This window comes from Lewinella sp. LCG006, from assembly GCF_040784935.1.
Taxonomy (GTDB): domain Bacteria; phylum Bacteroidota; class Bacteroidia; order Chitinophagales; family Saprospiraceae; genus Lewinella.
Map to the genome: position 1 here is coordinate 2,039,571 of NZ_CP160680.1, position 19,833 is coordinate 2,059,403.

The following is a 19,833-nucleotide window of genomic DNA, read 5'->3' on the forward strand; positions in this document are numbered from 1 at the left end:
GGAGAGCTTTCCTAATTTTGGCGTTTCTGATAAAAATAAAGCCATGCGGCAGTTGTGTTTTTGGATAATAGCACTTTTACTTTTTTCTCAATCGGCAACCGACACGATCCCCAACTTTACGTCGCCAGTGCAGGGAACCATCCAGCTTACGGGTACCTTTGGGGAATTGCGCAGTAATCATTTTCACGCCGGACTCGATATTCGCGGGGAAGTCGGCCGCCCGGTCTATGCCATTGCGGATGGTTTTATTTCTCGAATCTGGATCGCTGCAAGTGGTTATGGGCAAGCACTTTATGTAGAACATCCTCACAGCGGGCACACCGCCGTATATGGCCATCTGGATCGTTTTCGTGATGATATCATGGCTTTTACCCGACGCGAGCAGTACCGCCAAGAGAGTTTCACCCTCGACGCAGAACTCCCGCAGGATAGCTTCCCGGTTCGGCAAGGTGACCTGATTGGCTACATTGGTCAGCGGGGCTTTGTTTCTGGCCCACATTTGCATTTTGAAATCCGAGATACCGAGACCGACCGGACCCTCAACCCCATGAATTTCGGGATTACCGTACCGGATAGCCGCCAACCGCTGGTTCGTGGTTTACGTTTTTATGAACTAAGCGAAAGAGGAAGGGTGTTGAATGGGAAAGATTATTCGGTAAAAGGCCAGGGCGCTGGTAGATATTCCCTTACCATTGATACCCTTTTCACCAACCAGCCCATCATTGCCCTAGGCGTCAAAGCTTATGACCAGCAAGATGGTCGCCCCAATATGAACGGCATCTACAGCTTGGAAATATACCAGGATAGCCAGCTCAATTTTGCTTACCGGATGGATCATTTTTTGATCGAACAAACCCGCTATCTTAATGCCCATCTTGATTACGAACAGCAACAAAAAAACAACAGCTGGTTTCAACGTGCTTTTGTTCTCCCAGGAAATCAGTTGGATTTTTATGCAAGCAACGACCAAAAAGGACGCATTAAATTAGCACCCGGGCAAGCCAGCACCATTCGTATCAAGATCAGTGACCACCGGCAAAACAGCTCGGAATTATCTTTGGTTATCAAAAGACGGGAAGGCTCTGCCCCTTTGCAAAACCCCGTCTACACTTACTACCTGCCCTACGACGAAGAAAACTTGATCGACGATGGGCGGTTTCGGGCTCATTTCCCTCCCGGTATTTTTTATGAAGATATTTTTCTCGATTATGATCTGATCGAAGAAAGTACGGCTGGCCATTATGCGCCTACCCACCGCTTGCATCGCTCTACCACGCCTTTGCACCGGTACTTTGATCTACACATTCGGCCAGTAGGGTTGCCGGAGGCCTTGCGCGCTAAGGCCATCATCGTGCAATGCGATGACGGCGGAGAGCCGGTTAGCTATGGTGGAGAATGGACACCGGACGGAAGGTTGCGTGCGCCCGTTCGTACCTTCGGAAACTTTACCATCATGGCCGATACCCAAGCCCCCAAAGTGACACCCGAACGCCTGGCCGAAGACATGAGAGGTTGGCCAAGGTTCAGTTTCAAGCTTTCCGACAATTTCCCCACAAGAGGAAAAGCCCGCGACCTCCGGTTTCGGGCAGAGGTCGACGGGCAGTGGATTTTGATGGAATTTGATGGCCTCAGAAATCGCCTCTATCACGATTTTGACGGCCATATCCCCAGCGGAGAGCACCAGTTGGTATTACGAGTGATGGATGACCGGGGGAATGAAACTGTATTTGAACGACGGTTTAGGAATTAGATCAAATTCTGCCTTACCATCTGGATCGCGATAGCGATCAGCAGGATGCCAAACACTTTGCGCAAAGTAGCGGTAACCTGTTCAGAAATACGTTTTGACAGCCAATCAGAGCTGCGTAAAATCACGAATACGATCAGCAAGTTGATGACGATACCCGCCAGGATAGCGGTACTGTCAAACTCTGCTTTTAAGGATAAGATCGTAGTGAGCGTACCCGCTCCAGCTACCAGCGGGAAAGCAATTGGAACCACACTGCCCGAGCCTCCATCTTCGTGGTGATCACGAAAGAAACGAATACCCAGTACCATCTCCAGACCAATAAAAAAGATAATAAGCGCACCCGCTAAGGCAAAAGAAGCTACCTCCAGGCCAAATAGTGCCAGTACGGCATTCCCGAAAAATAAAAAACTCAACATGATGATACCTGCCGTAGCTGTAGCTACAGAAGCATTTATCTTAACGCCCTCGCGTTTCATGTTCATGATGATAGGTAAAGAACCGACGATGTCAATGACCGAAAAAAGGATCAGACTCACAGACAATACAGCTGCCATTGCTTTTTAAAATTAAAGGATTATCAATGTTATTACTAAAGCTATTAACGCTTCAAAAAGAAAAATAACTCCATAGAATAGTTCTTTTGGTTATTTAAACTTAAAATAGCCTATTTTTGTGTCAATTCGTATTTAGACATAATTATAAATATATGTTAGATAACCAACTTGACCCCATTGACCGCCGGATATTGCATGAATTGACACAAGATGCGCGGATTCCTTATGTTCAACTGGCAAAAAAGCTCCATGTTTCCAATACATTGGTCCATCAGCGCATTAAAAAATTGCGCGAATCCGGAGTGCTCAAGCAAGCCGTTTACCGATTGGATGCTTGGGGTCTGGGCTACCAGACATCGGCCTACACCCAGATCATGTTGGAAGAAGCCAAATTGCACCGTGCGGTGGAAGATGAACTGGCCAAGATTCCCGAAATTGTCGAATGTGTCAATATTGCTGGCCGCTATGCCTTGATGGTAAAGATTTATGCTACCAATAACCGCCATCTGCGGGACATTATCTACGAACAGATTTTGACAATTGCAGGCGTGGAAGGAACCAATACCATCATTGCCTTTGAGACGGCCTTTAATCGAACGATACCGATTTAGAAAAATCCAAGCTCTAAATGATGACCGATTTACCGCTGCGTTTCCAGAAAGACCTACTTCCCTATCATGTTGCGCCGAAAATGGCCGCTATGTGGTGGGAAGAGATCCATCAGCATTATGGTCAGCCCAAGCGCGCGTATCACAATTTAGATCACCTGGCAGCGCTGTTTCACTGGGCCGACAGCTACGAAACACTGCTTAATGATCCGGAGACGGTACACTGGGCAATTTGGTACCATGATATCATCTACCAAGCTCGTCGCCAGGACAATGAGGAGCAAAGTGCCATCCTGGCGGAAAAGCGCCTTGTAGAGATTGGGCTTCCAGCCAAAAAAATAGCGGATGTCGTTGGTTACATCCGTGCTACTGCACAGCATCTCAGTGTTGAAGCTACTGGTGATCTGGCTTTTTTTTTAGATTTTGATCTAGCTATCTTAGGTGCTTCGCCCGAAGTTTATGCCAATTACGCAGCAGCGGTAAGAGAGGAATACCAGCATGTGCCCGGCTTTTTGTACCGCCGTGGGCGGAAGAAGGTATTGCGTTACTTTTTGGAGGCTCCCCGGCTTTACCGGACGGACGTACTTTATGGGTTGTTAGAAGAGAAAGCCAAAGAAAACTTACGTCAAGAGTTAGACCGCCTTTGATAAAATTCCCTGAATCCCCGTATCTTTAGGGCAAAAGAAGTACCCCCATGCGGCAGAAGCTGGAAACCGAACAGAAAGCCTTAGAAATTAATCTCGACGCCTCCGTATATGGCACCTTTGCAGAAATTGGTGCTGGCCAAGAGGTGGCTCGTTACTTTTTTCAAGTAGGAGCAGCAGCTGGTACGATTGCCAAAACGATGTCGGCTTACGACAAGATTTATTCCGACCATATTTACGGCACCGAGCCTACCGGGCGCTATGTTTGCCAATCGCGACTCTATAAGATGCTTGATCACGAGTACGATCTGATCAGTTCCCGTTTGACGCACGAGCGGCCGGGAACCAATTTTTTCGTTTTCGCAGATACCGTGGCCGCCATCAACTATTCTCGCACCATCAAAGGAGACGGCTGGTTAGGTCTGCGTTTTCAGTTGAAGCCCGACCAGGAGCCAAACGAGCTGATCTTACACGTAAGGATGCTGGACAATGACAACCAGCTACAACAACAAGCCATTGGTGTGCTGGGGGTCAACCTGATCTACGCTTGTTTCAACTACTACGAGCAGCCCCAGGAGATGCTCAAATCCCTGCTGGATGGCCTGGAAGGCAGGGTGAAAATAGACATGGTGCGCCTGACAGGTCCCGAATTTGACCATATCGACAACCGTCTTATTTGCTTGTGGCTGGTAAGGTATGGCCTCACGGAGGTGGCGATCTTCAACCCCGAAGGACAAAGCATCCACGCCTCCGAGTTTTTGTACAAGAAAGACGTGTTGGTGGTGAGAGGCAGTTATCGCCCCCCCACGCTGGTCAATCTTGATATGATCAAAACCTCCAACCAGCAGTTTCGCAATCACCCAAAAGTGGATGCCAGCAGGACTTTCCTCATGACGGAGATCACGCTGGACAACCTCAAGGCAGAAGACGGGGAACTTGACGAAAAAGACTTTCTGGATCGTGCAGAATTGCTTTGTGCCTTGGGGCAAACGGTGATTATTTCCGACTGCGAGGAACACCAGAAGCTGGTCAGCTACCTGGCCGATTACAAAGTGAAACAACTGGGGCTGGTACTGGGGGTAAGGCCTTTGTTGGATATGCTCACCAACCAGTATTACCAAAACATGGAGACGCGGCTACTGGCCGCTTTCGGAGAGTTGTTTGCCCGCAACGTACGTATCTACGTCTACCCCTACATGCAGGAAGGCAATGCCGAGTTGATGACGGCGGAGACGCTGCCCGTCCCGGAAGGACTGAAATTTTTGTACCGCCACCTGCTCGACAACCAGCAGATCGTGGATGTCAAAGGCTTCCATACGGAACACCTCCACATCTTCTCAAAAGATATTCTCAAAAAAATCCGAGAAGGAGCTTCCGGTTGGGAAAACATGGTGCCCCCAAAGGTAGCAGCCCTGATCAAGGAAAAATGCCTTTTCGGTTATCCTACGGAGACGTTGGAGTTTGAGTATTGATAACCAATACCAAAAAAATGAAAGAACCACCCTCGTACCAACAGGCCTTCATGCACTCCATCGAGATGACGGTGCTCCGAATTCGTGAGGAATTTCCCAAGTTGCTGGACGAAGATGTCGCTTATGCTTTTGAGCAACTCACGAATTATTACCAACTACTAGGCAAGGGAAAGGAAGCCGAAGAGCCCTTGTCCACTTCGGAAAGGCGGCAGGCACTCATCGACGAAATACTCAACATTATTGAAGAGCGGGAAGAATTGGAGGCGGATGCCCCCTTTATCAATAACCCTCGGGTGAAACCTAATGGCAACCCCATTCCTTCCTTGCCCATCTTTTATGCCAGCTGTCTGAAGACGCTTTCCAAGTCGGTACGCTTTTGGAGCAAAGAGGGTGGAAAGACGGGGTATTTGAATTATATCAGTCAGTTTTTGTAGCCAAAAAATCGAGGCACAGCTGATTGAAAACACTCGCCTTTTCGATGGATACCACGTGGCCGCATTTGGGCACAATGGTCAGCTGGGTATGTGCATCATGCAGCTTGGCGTAAGCCTGGGCAGCATAAAGAAAGAGGTGATCTTGTGCACCGCTTACCAGCAAATGAGGGTGAGATAAGGTCTTGTGGAAAAGCTTGTTGAGCGTAGCATTGAGACCATAGTACATGTTGGTCCACTTGCGAAATTCGTCGGTCGTCAGTACCCGCGATTCCTTGATGAAAACCTTACGTGATTTTTGGTGGTTGGTACGCGGCATCATGATCAGTGCACTGAGCTTATAAAAATTGGGATAACCAATAATTTTTGCCAGCCCCAAACTCATAGAAGCCAGGATTTTTAGCTTGGTATTCAACTGTAAGATCGGACCAGATAAGATGATCGACATCGTCTGCTGTGGGCGTGACTCCCGCATTTCCAACACAATGATGGCCCCCAGAGATACGCCGACCAAATGACAGGTTTTTATCTCCAAGTGATCTACCACCCGCCAGATGGCCTGTGCAATAGCTTCAAAAGTGTACACTTCGGCATCATTGCCACGCTTAGCCATCTCACCGTGCCCTGGTAAATCAATCAACAACAAATTGTAGGTCTGACTCAGGTCATCAATTTGCCTGCGCCAGGTGCGAGTACTTCCTCCTGCACCGTGGACAAATAACATCCAAGCTGCGTCGGGTTCGGGGCACAGATAGGTTTCGTGGTAAAGTAATTCGTTATTCAACATGCAGTAAAAACGCATTGATGGGAGGGAGGTTCATGTTTACGGGCCAGAGAATAAAGTCTATATTCCCATTAGCTACCGAATACCCTCGTTAGGAATGTTAATCGAAGGTAAGCATATTGTCCAAATATACGACAGGCAGGAAAGATTTACGGTAAATACGTTCGTGTGTTAAAATAACGTTAACTTCAATATCGGTTTAGAATTAATCTGTGCTTATGAAACAAGAATTACCCTCTATCAAAATCCCTGCTGACATAGCTAAGGAACTCTCGGAATTGGAAGTAGTGCTTGACCAGTCCATCCCCGCTAAGAGCCTGGATCGAAATCTCCTAATAGCCACCTGGAACATACGGGCTTTCGGCGATATCACCGAAGAATGGCAATCTAGTAAGAACGATTCGCCACGCCGGGATTTGCATTCCCTCTATTTGATCACAGCTATTGTAGAGCGTTTTGATGTGATCGCCATCCAGGAAGTGAAAGCCAACATCGCCGGTTTGCGTGAAATGATGGACATCCTGGGCGATGATTGGAGCTTTATTCTCACCGACGTCACCGAAGGCGATGCAGGAAATGGAGAACGGATGGCTTTCGTGTTTGACACCCGCCGGGTGAAACTTTCAGGCCTTGCCTCGGAGTTGGTGGTGCCGCAGGAGCAGCTAGACAAAAACATCTCCGCGGGAGCTTTGCGCAAGCAGTTTGCCAGGACCCCTTATGCGGTAAGCTTTAAGAGCAAACACGAAACCTTCATACTCGTGACCCTCCACATTCTCTACGGAAAGTCTAGCGAAGATCGAATTCCAGAACTCAAAGCCATTGCTGACTGGATGGCCAAATGGGCTTCAGATATAGATAGCTACAGCCAAAATTTAATCGCCCTGGGAGACTTCAATGTAGATAAGCGAGGTGACTTACTTCACGAAACCTTTATCTCCAGCGGACTCTATATCCCCGAAGATTTGGCCGCTGTAACGCGCAGTATTTTCAATACCAGCAAATTTTATGACCACATTGCCTGGTTCAGTGGCAAGTCCAAAGCACCCAAGTTGAGCTTAGAGTACATCAAAGGCGGCAATTTTGATTTTGTCCCACACGTGCTGAAAAATAGAGAGCTCAACACCCAACAAATTTCCTGGATGATCTCCGATCATTATCCGCTATGGGCGGAATTTTCTATTCGGGATTAGGGGTTTCTTCCAACTTCAAAATACCCGTCGTCCGCGCGCGGGTCTTCTGTAAGAGTGCTTTATCCGAAACCAGGGATTGACCATAGGGAGGGATCATTGTTTTTATTCTTTTTGTCCATAATGCAACGCCAACCAAGAAAACAAAACAATCCCTACCAGGTCACAGAACATATCCCATAGCTCAAAATCACGGGTAGAGAGGGCCAGTTGGGTGCATTCTTCGAGTAGGGCAAAAACCAATACCAGCACACCGCCCAATAGCACCGGACGCCCCAACAGAACGATTTGCCTGTTCTTAAACGCCAAATTGACCAAAAAGGCCAGCACACCATAAAGCAGGAAATGCCCCATTTTGTCTCCCAAAGGAAGCTGCCGCACGAGCTTACTCAACGCTATACTCTGCCCCAGATCGGCTTGAATGATGATCCAGAAGATAAACATCAAAAAAGACAAGGCCATTACGGGCCAGAAAAGTTGTTTAATTGTTATTGTTTTCATTTTTTCAAAGTACTTTGAATTAAAAAGTAATTTGACAATAACTGTTCAACAAGGACATTTATTTTATGATAGGGAGGAATTAATGACATTCATGTTTTGCACTCCGCTCCTCCGCTCCTTAGCGTAGGGTTTGAAACCTTACGCTAAGGAGCGGAGGAGCGGAAACGTTACCCCTTCTTCCTGGCTGCATACATTTTCATAAAGAGATGGGTGGACATATTCCTGGCCCGGTTTTTGGCAATGGCCGCATTATCGCCCTCAAAGTGCTCATCAATGGTTTCAAACCATAACTGGAGCCAGCGCCCGAAATGCTCGGGAGTGGTTTGCTCAGCATTACTTTCGTCTACATCAATGTGCACCTGCACAGGGTTGCCCTGATAGCGACGAACGAACAGGAGGTTGGATTCCCAAAAATCAGTCAACTGTTCAATATGACTTTCCCAGTCGCTGATGCGCTCATTGAAAATAGGGCCAATGAAAGTATCCTGGCGTACCTTTCCGTAGAAAGTACGCACCAGGATGCTGATCTCCGCTCTTGTGCTTAAGCTGCTTTTGGGCATTTGTCTAACAATTAGGCAGCACTACTGGCAGGTTGAATGCCAGGCCACCTTCTGATGTTTCTTTGTATTTGTGGTTCATGTCCTGGGCGGTATCCCACATGGTTTTCACGACGACATCAAAATTGACTTTGCAGTCATCAGGATCACCCGACATGGCGAGGTTGGCCGCGGTAATGGCTTTGATGGCCCCCATGGTATTGCGTTCGATACAAGGCACCTGCACCAGTCCGCCGATGGGGTCACAGGTGAGCCCAAGGTGATGCTCCATCGCTATTTCAGCAGCCATAAGTGCTTGCTTGGGGCTTCCGCCCAACACTTCCGTAAGCCCGCCTGCCGCCATGGCGGAAGAGACCCCTATCTCGGCCTGGCAGCCTCCCATAGCGGCAGAAATCGTTGCTCCTTTCTTGAAAAGACAGCCGATTTCTCCTGATGTTAGTAAAAAGCGCTCCACATCGTCGAGCGTATTGCAATCGCAGAAACAGTACATGTATAAAATTACTGCCGGAATCACCCCCGCCGCGCCATTGGTGGGAGAGGTGACTACTCTTCCCAGTGCTGCATTCTCTTCGTTGACCGCCAGGGCAAAACAACTGACCCACTTGTTGATGGTCACAAAATCGCGGGAGGATTGCATGACCAGTGCCAGCCATTCGTCTTGATTGGCAAAGGTTGCCCCCTTGAGCAGCTCCTGGTTGAGTTTGAAGGCCCGCCGACGAACATTCAAGCCACCAGGCAGAATACCTTCCGTCGTGACCCCCCGATAAACACACTCCAGCATGGCCTTGAAAATGCCATCCACCCGGCTCTTAAAAGAGCTGAAATTGCGGAAGCGCAGCTCGTTGGCCCAAACGATATCCGATATGCGGCAATTATGGGTGATGGTATAATCCAGTAGCTCCGACCCTTCATCAATGGGGAAGGGGAGCCAGGCTTGCCGAATATCTGCTTTCGACACGCCTTCCCGATCAATAAAACCACCTCCGAGCGAGTAGTAAGTGTGTTCTTCGACCAATTCGTTTTCGAAAAAAGCTTTGAAAGTAAGGGTGTTAGGATGGCCGGGCATGCTGTGACCATGAAAGATAATATCCCTTTGGGGCGCGAAAGAAATGTCATTTTTATTGACTTCCAGTCGCTCTTCACGCAAGATACGCTCAATAATGGCCGGTATTTCCTGGGTATCGATGAGAACAGGATCGTGGCCTTCCAGACCTAGCTGAACGGCTACATCTGTAGCATGGCCGCGCCCGGTTTTGGAGAGGGACCCATAGAGGTGTACTTCGAGATGGTCGATGTCTTTGCCCCAAAGGGCAGCGGCAAACTGGGTGGCTGCATTCCAGGGACCGAGCGTATGGGAACTGGAAGGACCCACGCCGATTTTATAGATATCAAATATACTTAAGCGTTCCATATTAAAACACTTGTGGTGCCACAACTCAGGCTTGTCATTACAACAATGCTGAACGATGGAGATGGTGGTTAGGACAAAATAGCAGCCGCAAAGCTACAGGTTTTAAACACGCAAGCTGGCAAAAGGTGCAAAATAAAAACGGCTAAGCTCGCGGGAGCTTAGCCGTCAACTATCCAATTGGTTTATTGGGAAAGTGTTTGGGTATCAGAAAAGGAAAAAGTAGAGGGTACTCAGGCTGCTTCGCATCCTTAGGGTAGAAGGTAGAGGGATAGTGAACGATTAGGAATCAATTCCCAACCTTAGTTAAAAAGCTGATGGCGGAAAATTTATAAGCCGTTGCTACTAGCGTTATTATAGTCCCTCTACGCTCTACTCAAAGTGGCGATGCCATCGTCCACGCCCCCCTTTACGACTTTCGGCCAAATGCCGAAAGTCCAGCTTAACGAAGACGGAAGGTAGACGATCCCAGGAACCCTACATCGGTATAAGCACTGAGGGTATAATTTCCGGCATCCAGTTTGTTTTCCAGCTCGTGGGTAAAGGTCAGGCGCTGTGATGCGGCCAGATCTTCCTCCTTTACTTCTACAGCCATAATGTCCTGAGGCTGTCCATTAAGTGGGCGGATCGTTGTATTGATGTAGTCGGTGCGAGGAATGGGCGTACCCGTTTCATCAGTAATTACCAAGTAAATAGGGCGTGTACCCTGGTAGTCGGCAGGTACATTCTCGAGGTCAAAGCTAGCTTTGATACGACGTGCACGACCAGATTTTGCGGTTGCATTTCCACTATTTACTTCTGGAGAGATTTCAAAAGAGGTGGCTTTGAAGGTCTGGTAGGTGAGCGATTTGATTTCGCTGTCTTTCTGCATATTCGACTCGTTGAGCATCGTATTTTGCTCCGTAGACACGGCCAGATCGCCTTCTAGTACGCCAATTTGCATACGCAGCGAATCGTTTTGTGCCAACATTAAATCCATATTCATTTGCAGGTCTTGCTTCACGCGCTGTAGTTCTTCGATCTGCGCCCGCAAATCTTTGATCTCTCCAGCTGCACTGCGCTTGGCTTTGCTGATCGCTTCTTTCGCACGGTTGAGGTCTTCCTGCGATTGTGCCATTTGACCTTGCAGACTGTTGTTTTCCTGTGCCAGCTGGTCGTATTGAAGGACCATGCTGTCTACTTCGGCGGCAAGCTGATCACGAAGGGTCGACATGTCTTCTAAAGAAGCTGTAACCGCCATTTTATCAGCGCTCAGCTTGTCTACCTTGTTGGAAGTGCTGCTGCCCCAAATTAAAGAACCAATGAGTGCGATAGCCAGTAATACTACCGCAACGATTAATCCGCTTTTTTGATTTTTCATAATCTTTAAGAAGTTTGAATAAAAATGTAGGCTACCCTTTGGTCGGGTAACCAATGTAGATGATGTTGTGTAAAAAAAAATCTTGCTAACTGGGAAAATAGTTACACCAACCTCTGGCTATGAACATTCAGTGTCCAGCCAAAAAATATAATTTTAATGAGGTTTAGTAGCGTATGCCATTGATGGCGAAAAAAGTGTGGTAGAAAACTCACATCATATAGGAAGGGGTAAAAGAAGAATTTTGTTGTTCCTGTCTTAATTACGGAAACTAAAACGGCAGTGGATGCTTAATATTATGTTAAAATTCATTTTTTTTCTTAAAAAGCTGTCGATCAAGTCTAAATACGTTCAAAGTAACGTATTCTTTCCCAGTCAGTTACTGCCTTTTCGTAAGCCAGACATTCCGTCTGGAAAAAATGTGCATAATGTGCAACAACTTCTTCCCCGAAAGCTTTTTTTGCAAAAACACTTTGTACAAACAGCTCCGTAGCGGCAGCTAAAGAAGTAGGCACGCGAGCCAATTCCTTAGCTGCGTAAACATCCCCACTAAATGCTTCGGGCGGCTCCTCCTGGTCTTTTATGCCTTGCAACCCCGCCGCCAGCGCTGCGGCAAAAGCCAGGTAAGGATTACAATCCGCGCCCGGTATGCGGCATTCTATGCGCAGGCTTTCTCCTTTGCCAACGATACGAAACCCGGCGGTGCGGTTATCATAGCTCCAAGCCAGGCGCGTAGGTGCCCAGGAGGCATCCTGGTACCGCTTGTAGGCGTTGACGGTAGGTGCAAAGAATGGCATGATTTCCGGGGTGTATTTCATCCAGCCGCCCAAAAACCAGCGAAAAACAGGCGAGCAGGCAACGCCACCGAACGACTCCTCTCCCGCAAAAGCATTCTGGCCATCCTTCCACAAGCTCAGGTGCAGGTGGCAGCTCGACCCTGCCTGGTCTTCAGCATACTTGGCCATGAAGGTTACCGCGTAGCCCATGCTGTCAGCTACTTCCTTGAGGCATTGCTTGTAGACAACGTGGCGATCGGCCATTTCCAGCACATCGGTGTAGCGGATATTCAATTCGTGCTGTCCCAGACCCCACTCTCCTTTTGAGGTTTCAACAGGTACGCCCGAACGTTGCAAGTGGCGGCGCACCCGGCCATGGAAATTTTCCGTCCGTGTGCCTTGCAAGATGTGATAATCTTCCAGGTACCAGCCTACGGGTTTTAAGCCATGATAATGCTGTTCGTGGGCTTGCCGGTAGGAATTTTCAAAAAGATAGTATTCCAATTCAGAAGCACCAGCAGCATTATAGCCCAATTCGTTCAGCCCTCTCAACTGGTGCTGCAGGATGGATCGTGGCGCAATACTTTCTAATTGATGCTGCTGATGATGTATATCGGCCAAGACAATGGCGGTCTTATCCAACCAATCAGCTATTCGTAAGCTTTTCAGATCGGGCACCAGGTGAAAATCACCGTAACCTTTTTGCCAATTGGCCGAAGCATAGCCCGCTACAGGCTCCATTTCCATGTCCGTTGTGAGCAGGTAGTTGCAAGCGTGGGTGCCTTCTACTGCTGTCTTTTCCACAAAAAAATCCGCAGCAACACGCTTGCCCACCAAGCGACCATAATGATCGGTGAAAGCAATAATAACCGTCTCTATTTCTTCGGTAGCTACCAGCGTATGCAGCTCTGCTATGGTCAACATTCCTTTCAGCGTCATCTTTGGGGGGCTTTTGTGAATACTCAAAGGTAAGAGCTTCGTGTAAACGACCAAAGTTGTTCTATCTTTGGTGTGTTTGGGGGAAGTAAGTTAGCGGCAACCCTTTGGGTGGAAAAGATATAATATAAAAAAGTAGAACTTAATTAGTTGTTGAAAAAATGACTTAGTAAGAAAATCAATGAGAAACTTTGACTGATTTAGAATTGTTAGCTATATTGAAAAGTACTAATTATTATTGATGTTTTTGTTTCTTAAAGCATTGATTATCATTTGGTTTAAAGTAGGTTGATTATGGCGTTAATTATTTCTGATAAAGTATTGGAGCAAGCTCAAGTGTCAGCAGATGAGTTGTTGATTGATTTAGCCTGTTACTTATATGAAAAGAAAAGAATGAGTACAGGTCAAGCTAGAGCACTAGTTGGGTTAAATCAAATAGAATTCCAACAGGAGCTAGCAGCCCGTGATATTGATATACATTACACAGAAGAAGATTTAGAGAAAGACCTTAAAAATCTAGGTGTAAACCTCTAACTGTAGATGAACTTTTAGAAGAGTTAGATTTGGGTGAATCGGAATCAATAGCCTTAGCAATAGAGAAAAATGCTAAATATTTGATTATCGATGAATATAAAGGAAGATTAATAGCAGAGCAATACGGAGTAAAGATAGTAGGTGTTTTAGGTATTTTAATTCAAGCAAAACAGAAAGGGGTGATTACCTCTGTTAAAGAGGAGATCGAAAAATTGAGATCAATAGGATTTCGGTTAAACCAGCGTTTAGTCGATAATGTATTACAGCGATTAGGAGAGAAATAGAATGCAGAGAATAATAGCTGTCAGCGACAATGCCTCCTGCGTCGGCACTACAGGTAACCAGGAACCATTGTGTGCAACAAGAAAAAGCTAAAAGGGATTAATTATGAAGTTCACAGTATTTCTTTTTGTTTCAGTATTATTCGCTTATTTGACTTGGGCCAGTCATCTCCTTTTCTCAGGAGTCAATCCGTTTCCTGAAAGTCTTAGTATACTAGCAGGTGTTGTTGGAAAAGTATCACCCCTTAAGATTTCAGCATTATACTCTATTGTAATGTTTGGTATGTTTTTTCGATGTATGTTTTTCAGCAGGAAAGCAGATTCTCAGTATCCAGAAATACTGGATCAAGACGGGTCAACTGAGATTCATTGAGAGCTGTGTAGATGTAGAATTTAATACCTTGCAGAGGTGTTAGGAATAAAATAAAAACAAATGGAACAGGAAATCTTGGACTATGACAAATTCCACCACCGATTATCAACAACTTCTAGCAGGCATCGTCCAGGAATTGCAACCTTACTTTGGGCAAGGTAAGCAAGCCAATTATATTCCCGAACTGGCCAATATTGACCCCAACAAATTCGGCATCAGCCTCGCTTTTCTTGATGGGCAGACTTTCACCTACGGCGATAGCGAAGAACGGTTCTCTATTCAGAGTATCTCCAAGGTGTTCACCACTGCTGCTGCTTTTGGCCTGATTGGTGAAAAACTGTGGGAAAGAGTAGATGTTGAGCCTTCTGGTACCCCCTTCAACTCGCTGCTTCAGCTGGAACAAGAACAAGGGATTCCTCGCAATCCTTTCATCAATGCCGGAGCGCTGGTGGTCACGGATGTTTTGATGAGCCAGCTCCGTGACCCCTATCAGGATATGCTCAACTTTGTTCGGGAACTGTGTGGTTGCCCAAACATTGGGTACAACCAAGTAGTCGTTAATTCTGAACTCGATACCGCTTATCGCAATGCTGCATTGGCTTACTATCTAAAGTCTTTTAATAATCTTGATAATCACCCCCTTGATGTACTAAAGCTCTACATTCACTATTGCTCCATCGAGATGAGCTGTACGGAATTGGCACAAGCCTTCCATCTATTCGCCCGCCGCAATCAACTCGACTGCAATATTCCAGACCTCACTCCTAGCCAACTCAAACGCCTCAATGCGCTGATGCAGACTTGTGGCTTTTATGATGAATCGGGTGAGTTTTCTTTCCTCGTGGGGCTTCCTGGCAAGAGCGGTGTGGGTGGTGGTATCGCGGCCGTCTATCCTGATTTCTATAGTGTCGCCGTTTGGAGCCCGAGGCTTAACGAAAAAGGAAATTCCATTCTAGGAATGAAGGCCTTGGAGCTACTGACCTCGAAATCGGGGTTTTCGATATTCTGATGGGAGTTACCGAAAGGTGTATTTCGCGCGTCCCTGCCTGCCAGCAAGCTGGCCTTGCAGGCAGGGACGCGAAGGCGCAGAGGTTTTTTAACTGGCGATCAAGTACATTTTGGCCGTTATTAACTAGACTTGTTCTGCCGGGGCAGTTTGGTGGGAACTCTGAGCCAAAGGCGATCAGCGAAGCTAAAATCGATGCATTATCGACCACGCGAAGCCTTTTTTTAGGAGCCTAGCCTTAGCTAAGCGACTAAAAAAAGGCACAGTGTGGGAAGATAAGGTGCGATTTGCCCCCGAAATGATCCCGGCAGAACAAGTCTACTATATGCACATTTAAATAACCTCAGGAGAGCATCTTCCACCAGGCCGCTGCTTTTCCGCGCCGAGAAGGGAAGGTAAGCATCCGTTCCTGATTTGCCAAGGCAATATTCAGGCTCCCCGGCAGATAGGGGAGCAACACATCCTCCCAGCTCGCTCGTTCCGCTGGGGAAGCGGCCAACCAACGCTGCAATAAAGTACTGATAAGCTCATCGGGAGTACCCTGGCTGCGCAGTAGTTGGATACCCAGCTGAAAAGCGCCCTGGTCGGGTGCGCGGAGCATTCTTTCCAAATTGGCGAGCTGCACCCGATCGCGGGTCTGGGTGAGGTAACGTTGTTCTTTGCGATCCAGCCACTGCACTAGCTGGCGTTCTTCCATCACGGGTACCGCTCCTGCTTGCTGATGGAGGGTAGAAAACTGATGTCCGAGAAGAACGCCTGTTGCCTCAGCAGATTTATCTGTACAGCGGATACCTGCTGCTGCTAAGCGGTTTTTTATCACCGTTTTATCACTGGCCATTTCGCCACAAAGCCACCAGATGCGGCTCAGAAGCTGGCCGTCGCGGGCGGGATATTTACGCAGCAATTCATAATGCGCCCCCAGTTGGATCAGCGGGTGCAAATTGGCATTCAGGCAAGACCACAGGCTACCTGCCTCCACTTGCCCGGCCGCAAATCCTTGCCAAAGGCGAAAGCACAGTGCCCGTTGGGAAGCCTCCATTGCCGGAGGCAATTCTGCCAAAAAGCCACTGAGCTGATCCTGTAGCTTACGACTCAGCCCGCCGTAGAGGTGCCGAAGTTGGGGGAGTTTCAACAACAGCGCTTGTGCCCCCGGCCAATTGGTGGGTGTATGGCGAACATCCAAATAGCTGAGTTGGGTGTTTTTGGCCAACTCCGGCAAATTGAGCACAATGGGGTTGTACGAAACCTCCAGTCGCTGCAACCTTTTCAGCTCAGATAAGTTGGCCGGAAGGCTGGTTAAGCGGTTGTTGTTCACTACCAGCGCATATAAACTTACGGGCAAAGCCGGTAATTTTTGCAAACGATTGAACCCTAAGTTCAGGTACTGCAGATGGCTGAGGTTTTCTGCTCCTACCCTGAACTCCTCCAACTTGTTGCTCGCCAAATCGAGGTGCAAAAGTTCAGGACAATGCAATTGCAGCGGAGAAAGGCCTTTGAGCTTGTTTTCACTAAGGTCCAGACTTTCCAGCGAAAGCGAAATAAGCTGTAGCTGACGCAAACGGTTATTCCGAAAATCGAGGTGCTTGAGCAGGGGGAAGAGCGCAAAAAAATCTTCGTCGACCTGGGTGATCCGGTTGAAGCTCAACTGTAGGCTGCGCAATTTGCTAAGCTCCGCCAAACCCGCGGGCAATTTCTTTATCCGGTTGTGGCTTAAATCAAGGCTTTCGAGATTTGGCAGTTTTTTCCAGACCTTGGGCGGTATGCGCTCAAGGGCTTGCCCGCTGAGTACCAGGTGCCGAATTTCATGAGGCTGAGCTAAAGCTTCCGCCAAGCTGTTCGCGTGCATAGGGAGATAAGTCAGTTTCCAATAAAGATAACTATTTTTGCAGGGTTCAAGTGAGCGTAGAAAAATAAGGTGATCCAATTTGGGTTGAGTAAAAAAATGGATCATCTTATTTTAGCTCGAATACCAACGACGAATAGCTATGCAAATACAAGAAGTGACAACGCCTGCCCACTGGCGAATTTTCCACCAGGTGCCTCATTATATCTACGCCAATGACCCCCACTGGATTGCTCCGCTGGAAGGTGATATTGATAAAATCTTCAACCCCTCCTCCAACAAGGCTTTTGAAGATGGCAAAGCAAAGGTATGGATACTTCTGAATGAAGCGGGTAAAGGCATCGGTCGGATTACGGCCTTCATCGACGGAAAGCGTAACGCAAAAATTGGTCGCCAGGATGGAGGCATCGGCTTCTTCGAATGTGTGAATGATGATAAAGCTGCCATGCTGCTATTCGATACCGCAGAGGCCTACCTGGCAGCCGAAGGGATGAGCGTGATCCATGCACCGGTCAATTTTGGTGAGCGTGATAAATTTTGGGGGCTGCTGATCAAAGGTTGGTATCCACCGCTTTACCACGAGTATTATCATCCGCAGTATTACCAGCGCTTTTTCGACGCCCGCAACTACCAACCGCAAGAGCAAATTTTCACCTTTGGTGGTAAAGTCGACAACCTGGCCTTTGAACGCCTCACCCAAATTTCGAGCCGGGTCCGCGAACGTTACAATATCCAATCCAGGATGATCAATCTACGTGATCTGCGGACCGAGGGCCACCACATGGCTACCGTCTACAATTCCGCTTTTGCCAATATGCCCCACTTCAAACCGCTGGAAGGGGAGCAAATTTACAAGATGCTGAAGATGATGAAGCCCGTCATGGACCCTAAACTTACCTGTATTTCCTTTGCTGGTGATGAGCCCGTAGGTTTTTGTGCCCTGATGCCGGATATCAACCGTTCCCTAAAATTCACAAAAGGAAAACTGAGCTGGTGGAAGATGCCCCGCTTTTTGTACAACCTGAAGTACAGCGGCCAGCACAACATCGTAAAAGGCGTAGCTTTTGGCATCCATGCCGACTACCAACGTCGCGGCGTATTTTCGGAGATGGTCGACTTTCTTACCACGGTAGCAGACGGCGCCAACCTTAAAAATTATAAAGAGCTTGGGCTAGCGACGATCAGAGGAGGCAATTATGCCATGCTAAAAAGCTCTACCGCTGCCCTCAATGTTTTTGTGGAACGCGTACATCTTTCTTTTGTAAAAATTTTAGACGACACCCCCTACGAGCCTTACGGTAGCTCCGACGTGAGCCAAGTGCCAATGGGTGAGGTGCCGGAGGAAGGGATTTATCCGAAAGGGTAGAAGGTGTAAGGGTTAAATGGGTGTAAAGGTGTAAGGGTTGGCATATTTAAATAATAACTTTTACACCCTTACACTTATCCAACTTTTACACTTTCCACCTCCGACTTTTATTTTTTTATAAAAAAAACAAACCATGCGTATCCTGGTCATCAGTGACTATGATGATAACTACAACGCGGTTCGTCCGGAGGGGGAATTGTTCATTGGGCTACACCGTGCGGGTGCAGATGTGCAGGTGATGACTTATGGCAATACGCCCTTTGCGGAAAAGTTCCGAGCGGCCGGAATGCGGGTGATTGATTTTCATCCTGAGAAGAAATTCTCGTCGGAAGCAGTAGCTATTATTCGGAAAGAAATTATTGAACAGGATCGGCAAATCATCCATTTGTTCAACAACAAAGCCATTATCAATGGTATTCGTGCTGCCCGTGGCTTAGATGTCAAAGTAGTTACTTACCGAGGTTACACGGGCAATATCCACTGGTGGGACCCCACCAATTACCTGACCCACTTGCACCCCAGGGTGGATGCGATCACCTGTGTGTCGGATGCGGTAAAGGAGGTATTTGACCGCCAGTTGTTTTTCCCCAAAGGCAAGGCGGTGACGGTCAGCAAAGGACACAATCCGGCCTGGTACGAGGATATTCCTACGGGTGATCTTAGTGAATTTGGCTTTCCCGCCCATGCGGTGGTCGTGAGTGTGGTGGCCAATGCCCGCCGCATGAAGGGTATTCCCTATCTGCTCGACGCCATAGCATTGCTGCCTAAAGAAAGTCCGGCCTATTTTCTACTGATCGGCCGTGGCTTGGATGATCCCGCTACTTTGGCTGCTTTGGACAAAAAAGGTATCCGGGACAGGGTCGTATTTGCGGGCTTTCGCAAGGATGTATTGTCGCTGGTAAAGGCGTGTGATCTGAGTTTACTTCCTTCCGTAAAAGGAGAAGGATTGTCAAAAGTATTGTTGGAAAGCCTCTTCCTGGGCAAGGCTACGATCATGACCAACATTGGAGGAAACAAAGGCCTGGCCGTGGATGGAGAAAGCGGCCTGGTGATCCCGCCCCGCGATCCGGCAGCCATGGCCACTGCCATCAATCGTCTGGTAGATCATCCTGGTGATCGCCATCAAATTGGCGCAGCTGGTCGGGTCTACATTCAAGAAAATTATACCGTGGAGCGGAGTGTACGAGAACTGATGGCGGTTTATGAAGGGCTTTTTAGAAAATCTCGCTTATAATGAGAATTATATATGCACCGATAGAAACGTAAGCAATAGTCCGTATTTGCGCAATACTCATTCCAAATAAGTTAAATCCAGGATTTACTGCCGCTTGTCTTTCTATAGATATTAGCATTACACTAATCAATACAATTCCGCCTAAATAATTTATTCCTTCCATACTCTTGATGTAAGATCATTTCATTTTAAAATGGCACACAACTTGTTTTTTTGCCCAACCCTTAGGAT

General features: G+C 47.6%; 19 protein-coding genes. 11 read left to right on the forward strand and 8 right to left on the reverse strand.

Annotated elements, in window-relative coordinates; translation table 11 throughout:
• Window positions 1-43: 43 nt before the first annotated feature.
• On the forward strand, window positions 44-1,750 hold the full coding sequence (locus AB0L18_RS06865; protein ID WP_367391847.1) for a peptidoglycan DD-metalloendopeptidase family protein: 1,707 nt from the start codon (window positions 44-46) through the stop codon (window positions 1,748-1,750).
• On the opposite strand, the gene AB0L18_RS06870 is transcribed toward AB0L18_RS06865, so the two are convergent.
• Window positions 1,747-2,304 (reverse strand): MarC family protein, encoded by a 558-nt coding sequence (locus AB0L18_RS06870; protein WP_367391848.1) that lies wholly within the window; start codon window positions 2,302-2,304, stop codon window positions 1,747-1,749. The two genes, AB0L18_RS06865 and AB0L18_RS06870, sit on opposite strands and share 4 nt — an antisense overlap.
• A 152-nt stretch (window positions 2,305-2,456) precedes the next feature.
• On the opposite strand from AB0L18_RS06870, the gene AB0L18_RS06875 reads away from it, so the two are divergent.
• The 4 genes from AB0L18_RS06875 to AB0L18_RS06890 are packed head-to-tail and all read left to right on the forward strand — an operon-like array spanning window position 2,457 to window position 5,462.
• On the forward strand, window positions 2,457-2,915 hold the full coding sequence (locus AB0L18_RS06875; RefSeq protein WP_367391849.1) for an Lrp/AsnC family transcriptional regulator: 459 nt from the start codon (window positions 2,457-2,459) through the stop codon (window positions 2,913-2,915).
• Window positions 2,916-2,932: 17 nt separating this feature from the next.
• On the forward strand, window positions 2,933-3,559 hold the full coding sequence (locus AB0L18_RS06880) for a hypothetical protein (protein WP_367391850.1): 627 nt from the start codon (window positions 2,933-2,935) through the stop codon (window positions 3,557-3,559).
• A 47-nt stretch (window positions 3,560-3,606) separates the two neighbouring features.
• Window positions 3,607-5,028, forward strand: coding sequence for a TonB-dependent receptor (locus AB0L18_RS06885; RefSeq protein WP_367391851.1), 1,422 nt, complete (start codon window positions 3,607-3,609; stop codon window positions 5,026-5,028).
• Between the two features lie 17 nt (window positions 5,029-5,045).
• Window positions 5,046-5,462 (forward strand): hypothetical protein, encoded by a 417-nt coding sequence (locus AB0L18_RS06890; RefSeq protein WP_367391852.1) that lies wholly within the window; start codon window positions 5,046-5,048, stop codon window positions 5,460-5,462.
• Here the strand turns inward: AB0L18_RS06890 and AB0L18_RS06895 are convergent.
• Window positions 5,446-6,246, reverse strand: coding sequence for an alpha/beta fold hydrolase (locus AB0L18_RS06895; protein WP_367391853.1), 801 nt, complete (start codon window positions 6,244-6,246; stop codon window positions 5,446-5,448). The genes AB0L18_RS06890 and AB0L18_RS06895 overlap by 17 nt on opposite strands.
• 215 nt (window positions 6,247-6,461) lie before the next feature.
• Between AB0L18_RS06895 and AB0L18_RS06900 the strand changes: the two genes are divergently transcribed.
• Complete coding sequence (locus AB0L18_RS06900) at window positions 6,462-7,433, forward strand: endonuclease/exonuclease/phosphatase family protein (protein WP_367391854.1); 972 nt, start codon at window positions 6,462-6,464, stop codon at window positions 7,431-7,433.
• Window positions 7,434-7,535: 102 nt separating this feature from the next.
• Here the strand turns inward: AB0L18_RS06900 and AB0L18_RS06905 are convergent, their stop codons facing one another.
• The 5 genes from AB0L18_RS06905 to AB0L18_RS06925 all read right to left on the reverse strand — a co-directional run bounded on the left by AB0L18_RS06905 (window position 7,536) and on the right by AB0L18_RS06925 (window position 12,968).
• Window positions 7,536-7,931, reverse strand: a complete 396-nt coding sequence (locus tag AB0L18_RS06905) for a VanZ family protein (RefSeq protein ID WP_367391855.1) — start codon at window positions 7,929-7,931, stop codon at window positions 7,536-7,538.
• A 167-nt stretch (window positions 7,932-8,098) separates the two neighbouring features.
• Complete coding sequence (locus AB0L18_RS06910; RefSeq protein WP_367391856.1) at window positions 8,099-8,491, reverse strand: group III truncated hemoglobin; 393 nt, start codon at window positions 8,489-8,491, stop codon at window positions 8,099-8,101.
• A gap of 4 nt (window positions 8,492-8,495) precedes the next feature.
• Complete coding sequence (locus AB0L18_RS06915) at window positions 8,496-9,899, reverse strand: L-serine ammonia-lyase (RefSeq protein WP_367391857.1); 1,404 nt, start codon at window positions 9,897-9,899, stop codon at window positions 8,496-8,498.
• A 439-nt stretch (window positions 9,900-10,338) separates the two neighbouring features.
• Window positions 10,339-11,256, reverse strand: coding sequence for a hypothetical protein (locus AB0L18_RS06920; protein WP_367391858.1), 918 nt, complete (start codon window positions 11,254-11,256; stop codon window positions 10,339-10,341).
• 338 nt (window positions 11,257-11,594) lie between these two features.
• Window positions 11,595-12,968: a glutamine synthetase family protein gene (locus AB0L18_RS06925; protein ID WP_367391859.1), complete on the reverse strand. Its 1,374-nt coding sequence runs from the start codon at window positions 12,966-12,968 to the stop codon at window positions 11,595-11,597.
• Between the two features lie 291 nt (window positions 12,969-13,259).
• Here AB0L18_RS06925 and AB0L18_RS06930 point away from each other — a divergent pair, with 291 nt between their 5' ends.
• From AB0L18_RS06930 to AB0L18_RS06940, 3 genes are all read left to right on the forward strand, one after another.
• Window positions 13,260-13,499 (forward strand): UPF0175 family protein, encoded by a 240-nt coding sequence (locus AB0L18_RS06930; RefSeq protein ID WP_367391860.1) that lies wholly within the window; start codon window positions 13,260-13,262, stop codon window positions 13,497-13,499.
• Window positions 13,500-13,528: 29 nt separating this feature from the next.
• Window positions 13,529-13,783, forward strand: a complete 255-nt coding sequence (locus AB0L18_RS06935) for a DUF3368 domain-containing protein (RefSeq protein ID WP_367391861.1) — start codon at window positions 13,529-13,531, stop codon at window positions 13,781-13,783.
• A gap of 452 nt (window positions 13,784-14,235) precedes the next feature.
• Window positions 14,236-15,162: a glutaminase gene (locus AB0L18_RS06940; protein WP_367391862.1), complete on the forward strand. Its 927-nt coding sequence runs from the start codon at window positions 14,236-14,238 to the stop codon at window positions 15,160-15,162.
• Between the two features lie 340 nt (window positions 15,163-15,502).
• Here AB0L18_RS06940 and AB0L18_RS06945 read toward each other — a convergent pair whose 3' ends face one another.
• The gene (locus tag AB0L18_RS06945) at window positions 15,503-17,005 is read right to left on the reverse strand and encodes a leucine-rich repeat domain-containing protein (protein ID WP_367391863.1); all 1,503 of its coding nucleotides are present in this window, start codon (window positions 17,003-17,005) and stop codon (window positions 15,503-15,505) included.
• A 139-nt stretch (window positions 17,006-17,144) separates the two neighbouring features.
• Here AB0L18_RS06945 and AB0L18_RS06950 point away from each other — a divergent pair, with 139 nt between their 5' ends.
• Both AB0L18_RS06950 and AB0L18_RS06955 read left to right on the forward strand, forming a co-directional pair.
• Window positions 17,145-18,368 carry a hypothetical protein gene (locus AB0L18_RS06950; RefSeq protein ID WP_367391864.1) on the forward strand — a complete coding sequence of 408 codons (1,224 nt, stop codon included), beginning with the start codon at window positions 17,145-17,147 and terminating at the stop codon, window positions 18,366-18,368.
• A gap of 133 nt (window positions 18,369-18,501) precedes the next feature.
• Complete coding sequence (locus tag AB0L18_RS06955; RefSeq protein WP_367391865.1) at window positions 18,502-19,602, forward strand: glycosyltransferase family 4 protein; 1,101 nt, start codon at window positions 18,502-18,504, stop codon at window positions 19,600-19,602.
• Window positions 19,603-19,833 lie beyond the last annotated feature (231 nt).